We start from the raw sequence: 5,105 nt of genomic DNA on the forward strand, positions 1-5,105 counted from the left end.
GGACCAGGCACAAGATCGACATCGCCCCCATCTCGGCCGCCATCCGGTCCGCCCGGTTCGGCACGGCCGCGGGCCGACAACCCGAACAGCCCGCGCGTGACGGCCAGCGGCCGTCACTACCCTCGCCCGTCCTACTTGATAGAACGCAGGTGGTTCGGCCGCTTCGGTGGGCCCGGTGGGCGCGGCTTGAACGGCGGCTGGCCGCGCCAGTAGCGGATCAGCAGCCAGCCGAACAACATGCCGCCCAGGTGCGCGAAGTGGGCCACGCCGGGCTGCCAGCCCGTGGCGCCCAGCACCAGTTCGCCCACGCCGAACAGGATCACGAAGGTGCGCGCCTTCATCGGGATCGGCGGGAACAGCAGCATCACCCGCTGGTTCGGGAACAGCATCCCGTAGGCCAGCAACAGGCCGAACACGCCGCCGGAAGCCCCCAGCACCGTGGCCGGATTTTCCATCAGGCTGCCCACCAGCAGCTGGCACAGGCCCGCGCCGGCCACGCAGACCAGGTAGAAGGTCAGGAATCGTTTCTCGCCCCAGGTCTGTTCCAGCGGTGCGCCGAACATGAAGACGGCGAGCATGTTGAAGAACAGATGGCCGAAGCTGCCATGCAGGAAACCATAGGTCAGCAACTGCCACGGCTGGAAATTGCCGCCGGGCGAAAAGGCATCGAAACTGCCCTGCAGCGGTTGCAGCATGAACGGTGCGAAGGTCGCATCGCCCAGCAGGAACGGCTGCTGCAGCAGGAACAGGATCGCGTTGGCGATCAGCAATGCCTTGGTAACGGTGGGCAGTCGCGGCAGCATGGGGGCATCCTCTGGAACGGCCTCCATCATAACGGCAGCGCCCGTGGATGGCGTTGCCTCCAGCCGCCCACGCGTTCAGCGCGCTGGCGCGCTCAGCGCGGCCCCCAGATCTCCGCATCCAGCGCCTGCACCGGATCCAGCGCAGGCATCCGCACGCGTCCGCGTTCCACCACCACGCCTTCGGCGCGCAGACGCTGGCTCTGTTCACGCCAGCCGCGCGATCCTTCCGGCATGGCGATGCGGCCATCGGCGCGCAGCACACGGTGCCACGGCAGCTGCGGATCCTCGTTCATGCCCAGCACGCGCGCGGTCAGCCGCGCCCTGCCCGGCAATCCGGCACGCGCAGCCACCTGTCCATACCCCATGACCTGCCCGGCCGGAATGGCGCGGATCACCGTCAGGATGCGCTCACGCGCCTGTTCCGGGGTCAGCGCCGCAGGCGGGTCACCAGCAGCACCCCGCACAGCACCAGCACGGTGCCGGCGATCTGCGCCGGGCCCATCGGTTCGTCGAGCAGCCATAGACTCATCACGATCGTGGAAACCGGCCCGAGCATACCGACCTGAGCGGCCAGCGACGAGCCGATGCGCTTGACCGCCAGCATGATCGCCATCACCGGCAGCACCGTGCACACCGTGGCGTTGACCAGCGACAGCCACTGCACCGCTGCCGGTGCCTGCCACAGCAGCGGCCAGGGATGGGTCAGGCCGAAATGCAGCAGCACCAGCACGCAGGCCACGCAGCTGGCCTGCGCGGTCAGCCGCACCGCGCCGATGCGCGCCACCACCTGCCCGCTGCCGAACAGATACAGCGCATAGCTGATCGCACTGCCGAGCACCAGCAGGCTGCCGAGCACGATCTGCCCGCCTTCGCGCTGCAGGTCGTGGCCGAATGCCACCAGCACGCCGGCATAGCTGAGCGCCAGCGCGGCCAGTTGCCATCGGCCCGGACGTTGCCGCGCCAGCAGCACGTTGATCAGCAGCACCAGGGTCGGGTTGAGGTACAGGATCAGCCGTTCCAAGGTCACGCTGATGTACTGCAGCCCCTGGAAATCCAGCCAGCTGGACAGGTAATAGCCGGTGAAACCCAGCCACAGGATGCGTGCGCGGTCAGCCCAGCCCAGCGATGCGGCACGGCGCGAGGACCACCAGGCCAGCAGCAGGAACAGCGGAAACGCCATCGCCATGCGCAGCGCCAGCAGCGTGGTCGGATCCACGCCATGGCGCAGACCCAGCTTCACGATGACGGCCTTGCCGGACGCTGCCACCGCACCGATCGCAGCCAGCCCGATGCCTCCCAGCGCGATGCGGGTAGACGAAGTGGCGATAGGCGAAGGAGTGCTCATGCAGCGCGCGATTATCGCATGCGCGCGACCATGCACCTCGAAGTGCCGACCTTGGTCGGCACCGTGATCCATGCCGACCAAGGTCGGCAGGACGCGCTCAGCCGCGCATCAGCACGATCTCTTCCGAGGAGGTGGGATGGATCGCCACGGTATCGTCGAACTGCGCCTTGGTCGCGCCCATCTTCACTGCCACCGCGAATCCCTGCAGGATCTCGTCGGCCGCCTCGCCCAGCAGGTGTACGCCGACCACGCGCTCTTCGGCGCCCACGCAGACCAGCTTGAACAGGCTGCGCTGGGTGCCGTCGGCCAGCGCCTGAAGCATCGGCCGGAAATTGCTGTGGTAGGTGCGCACCTCGCCGTACCGGTCGCGCGCCTCCTCTTCGCCCAGGCCGACCATGCCCAACGGGGGGTGCGAGAACACCACGCTGGGGACGTTCTCATAGTCCATCTTCGCGTCCGGCCTGCCGCCGAACAGCCGGTCCATCAGATGCCGCGCGGCGGCGATCGCCACCGGCGTCAGGCCCACCTTGCCGCCGATGTCCCCTACCGCGTGGATGCCTGGCACGGACGTGTCCTGCCACGCATCGACGATCACTTCGCCGCGGTCACCCACCGCCACCCCGACCTGCTCCAGGCCGATATCGGTGGAATTGCCACGCCGGCCGATCGCGAAGAACACCGTGTCGAACACGCTGTCCAGCGGACCATCGTGGCCCAGCACGCGCACGCGCTGGCCATCTTCGTCGCGCTGGAGTTCACGCAGGCGGTAGTCGAACTGGATGCGCACGCCCTGGTGGCACAGGTTGTCGGCCAGCTGCGCGGCCAGTTCACCATCGAAGCGATCCAGCAGCCGGCCACCGCGCACCAGCAGCGTCACCCGGCTACCCAGCGCCTGCAGCAACCCGGCCAGCTCCACCGCGATGTAGCCGCCGCCGACGATGGCGACCTGCGCCGGTGCGTCGCACAGATTGAAGAAATCATCCGACACCAGGCCCAGTTCCGCGCCGGGGATGTCCGGACGCTGCGGGTGCGCGCCGGTGGCCAGCAGGATGTGCTCGCCCGTGATGCGGACGCCGTCGCTGCACTCCACCGTGTGTGCATCGACCAGCCGCCCACGACGCGGCACGCGCACGACGCCGGTCTCGTCCAGGCGCTTGCGGTAGCTGACATGGATGTTCTCGATATAGGCCTGCCGATGCACCACCAGTTCCTTCCAGGACAGTGCGGGACGCAGCGGCACATCGAAGCCCATCGCGCGGGCCAGGCCGATGCGTCCGGCCAGGTCGGCGGCCAGCCACATCGCCTTCTTCGGCACGCAGCCGACGTTGACACAGGTGCCGCCCAGCTCGCCGGGCTCCAGCATCGCCACCTTTTTGCCATGCTGTGCCGCGCGGAAGGCAGCGGCCAGACCTCCGGATCCGCCCCCCAGGACGATCAGGTCGTAGTCATGCGCAGTGCTTGTCATCGGGCTCGCTCGCTTCGTTGCGTCAACAGATGGTGCCAGTGCAGAGCATGCCACGGCCGGCCGCACGCCAGACGTGACGGTGCCCGCTCAGCGCGTCTGCTGCGTGCGCCGCAGCGGCGGCCAGTGCAGGTAGGTCATCGCCCGCCACAGCCATTCCATCGGGCCATGGCGGAAGCGCGCCAGCCACAGGTGGCTGATGCCCACCTGCAGCGCGAACAACGCCACGGCGAACACCAGTTGCCACGCACGCGGCAGCTGTTCGAAGAAGCCCAGACCATAGCCGAAGAACAGCCAGGTGCACAGCAGCGACTGCAGCAGGTAGTGGGTCAGCGCCATCCGCCCCGGTGCCGCCAGCCAGCCCAGTGCATGCCGCGCCCGCACGATCCAGCCCAGGTAGCCCAGCGCCATCAACAGGCTGGCCACCGCGGCCATCGCGTAGGACAGCCCGGTCTGCACGGTGAACTCGCCGGGCGCCAGGTAGGGGTGCCACGCGGCACTGGCCAGCATCAGCAGCACGCCCACGGGCATGGCGATCCAGCGCAGGCGCGCATACAAGGGCGCAAAGCGCGTGGGGTCGGCCAGTGCACCGCTGCGCGCGAACCAGGCGCCGATCAGGAACATGCCGAAGATCTCCGGACCGGTGATCAGGATGCCGCCGATCATGTGCCGCAGGTCGGCCAACCGCTGCACGTTGGCCTGCGCCCAGCTTCCCTGCCCGTACGCCAGGCGCTGCGCTTCGATGACCTCCTGCGCCGCGCGCATGCTGCCTGCGCTGTCCAGCGGGCTGCCCCCGCGCGCCGCCGCCCACACCAGCAGCGCGAACAGCAGGCTGAGCGCCACGGCGAAGGCATACACCAGCGCGCCCATCGCCGGCAGCATCGACAAGGGCCAGCGCCGCGTGCCCAGCAGCAGGAAGGACAGCAGGGCATACACCAGCAGGATGTCGCCGGACCATACCAGCAGCGCATGGCAGGCGCCGATCAGCAGCAGCGCCACGCTGCGACGCAGGTAGATCGGGGTGAAGTCCCGCCCGGCGCCGTGTGCACGCTGGGCCATCACCGCGAATCCGGCGCCGAACAACAGCGAGAACAGCAGGAAGAACTTGCCCTGCACGAACACATATACCAGCGCGTCGGCGAGGTAATCGATGCCGTGCCAGTGCGGATCCACGCCGGTGAAGGACAGGTCCAGTGGCCCGGTGAACGCTTCGATGTTCATCAACAGGATGCCGAACAGGGCGGCGCCACGCAGGATGTCCATCACGGTGATGCGGTCGGCGGTGGTCAGCGGCTGCAGGGCAGGAATCGCGTTGGTCACGGGGGATCCGGGGGTGCGGGGCGCCATTATGCGGTGACGGTGGGTCGAACGGGTGTGACCCCCTCGCGGGTGGCTTTTTTTTCTGCATCTGGGGTGGGGCGGGGGGGGGGGGGGTGGGGGGGGGCGCCCCCAGAAAACACAAAAGGGGAGGGGGGCGCGAGCCCGCCCAGCGCCC

Annotated in this window: 5 protein-coding genes; all 5 read right to left on the reverse strand. The window is 68.6% G+C overall.

The features are described 5' to 3' along the window. Positions 1-131 precede the first annotated feature (131 nt). Positions 132-803 carry a rhomboid family intramembrane serine protease gene (locus ABE522_RS17335; RefSeq protein ID WP_042614086.1) on the reverse strand — a complete coding sequence of 224 codons (672 nt, stop codon included), beginning with the start codon at positions 801-803 and terminating at the stop codon, positions 132-134. A gap of 92 nt (positions 804-895) precedes the next feature. Beyond that, on the reverse strand, positions 896-1,324 hold the full coding sequence (locus ABE522_RS17340) for an MGMT family protein (RefSeq protein ID WP_406846391.1): 429 nt from the start codon (positions 1,322-1,324) through the stop codon (positions 896-898). Further along, entirely contained in the window at positions 1,231-2,148 is a 918-nt protein-coding gene (locus ABE522_RS17345) for a DMT family transporter (RefSeq protein ID WP_346592764.1), read from the reverse strand. The genes ABE522_RS17340 and ABE522_RS17345 overlap by 94 nt, the downstream gene beginning before the upstream one ends. Before the next feature lie 97 nt (positions 2,149-2,245). Continuing rightward, entirely contained in the window at positions 2,246-3,613 is a 1,368-nt protein-coding gene (gorA, locus tag ABE522_RS17350; protein WP_346592765.1) for a glutathione-disulfide reductase, read from the reverse strand. 87 nt (positions 3,614-3,700) lie between these two features. Beyond that, positions 3,701-4,957, reverse strand: a complete 1,257-nt coding sequence (locus ABE522_RS17355) for a DUF418 domain-containing protein (RefSeq protein ID WP_346592766.1) — start codon at positions 4,955-4,957, stop codon at positions 3,701-3,703. Positions 4,958-5,105 lie beyond the last annotated feature (148 nt).

Origin of the sequence: Stenotrophomonas lacuserhaii, from assembly GCF_039674585.1 — a bacterium.
Classification (GTDB): Bacteria; Pseudomonadota; Gammaproteobacteria; order Xanthomonadales; family Xanthomonadaceae; genus Stenotrophomonas; species Stenotrophomonas pennii_A.